At 50.5% G+C, this 1,484-nt stretch carries 1 pseudogene; it reads left to right on the forward strand.

From position 1 onward, the window contains the following. Nucleotides 1–59: 59 nt before the first annotated feature. Nucleotides 60–1,484 (forward strand): annotated as a pseudogene (locus tag C7K08_RS14080) (type II secretion system protein GspD); the annotation flags it as partial.

The raw sequence follows: 1,484 nt of genomic DNA on the forward strand, positions 1-1,484 counted from the left end.
ATCAGCCACTGGTGCAACCYTGATCAAATCGATATTATCCGCGGGCTGATAATTATTCAATGAATGCCGCGCGCGCCTTTATGGCGGTAAGCCTGGGGCTGCTGCTGGCACCGGAAWCGATGCAGAYGGTGGCCTGGGCGGCACCAGCGGCTGATTTAAGGGTGTTGCGCACTGCTGGGGCGGTGCAGTTGCTTCTGGATGGAATGGGGCCAAATGCGGAGGTGCGCATTGGTCAAAAGGGAATGGGTTTGGAGGTGGATATAACAACCAGCAAGGAGGTGCAGCTGGCAAATGGAATAAGGCAATTGGCATTGCCTGAGGTGGGTTTTGCCTCGGTGGTGCTTGAGGGCAGTGGTAATCGATTTGTGCTGTCGGTGGCGCCGGTGCAGGGCAGGCAGGTGCCAACGCCGGTGGTTAGCGACGACGGCCTATCGCTGAGGYTSAGTTTTGCGGCGCAACAGCTGCCGCAACGGGTTTCCGGCAGCTACGACCTGCGCACACCGGGCCAGGTGCCGGTGGCTAATTTTGTGCCGCCCCTRAGGCAAAGGGCCTATGCGCCACCGGTGGGTGATATGGCCGTGGGCACGATKGTGTTGCGCAACCCCAGYTATGTGGCGYTRAARGGGCCACCCGTATCCYTCACMACCCGCAATGCCAGYGCCAGGGATGTGTTGATGTTATTAGCGCARATGGGTGGTTATAACTTTGCCTTTGCGGATGTGGGGGCAAATACATCTAGTGGATTGATCACGGTGGCATTTAAGGCCGAGCCATTGGAGCGGGCCTTTAATTTTGTGYTGCTWAGTTCAGGTTTACAGGCAAGGTTGGAGGGCCGCACGGTGGTTGTTGGCCAAAATGTGCTCACAAAAACGATTGGCAATACCGTTTCTAGGGTTTATCGCTTGAATCAGGTTGAACCAAATAGTGCAGCACGGTATTTAGCTAATTTAGGTGCAACAATAACYCAAACAAATACAGTTACATCAACATCAAATGAATCATCGTCTACAGGCGTAACAACGGCAAATGCATCTGCTTCCACCTCTCAAACATCAACTCAAACTGTAATTGAAAGTTTTGGCGCCTCCCAGGGGCCGCTTAAGGGTTTGATTGGAACTACGGATACACGACTGGGTACTATTACATTAATAGGTGGATCTTATCTTGTGAATGTGGCAGAAGGCTACTTAAAGCAGTTGGATCTACGCAAACGCCAGGTGGCGGTTAATGTGAAAATATTAAATATTGATCTTGAAAATGACACTTCAATAGATAATAGCTTTTCAACGCGAATTGGTAATACTTTTATAGTAAATGATTCGGGCCAAGCTCTTATTAATTTTGGCACCCTAAAGCCTCCTGGAGAGGGTTTAGGTTCCGGTAAATTTGATGGCAGTGGCACACCACTAACCGCTGTAACACCCTTTAGTTTTCCCGATAATGGCCAACTTTTCGGTAACAGGATTCAAGGTGCTGCTCCATTT

Origin of the sequence: Synechococcus lacustris str. Tous, assembly GCF_003011125.1 — a bacterium.
GTDB lineage: Bacteria > Cyanobacteriota > Cyanobacteriia > PCC-6307 > Cyanobiaceae > Synechococcus_D > Synechococcus_D lacustris.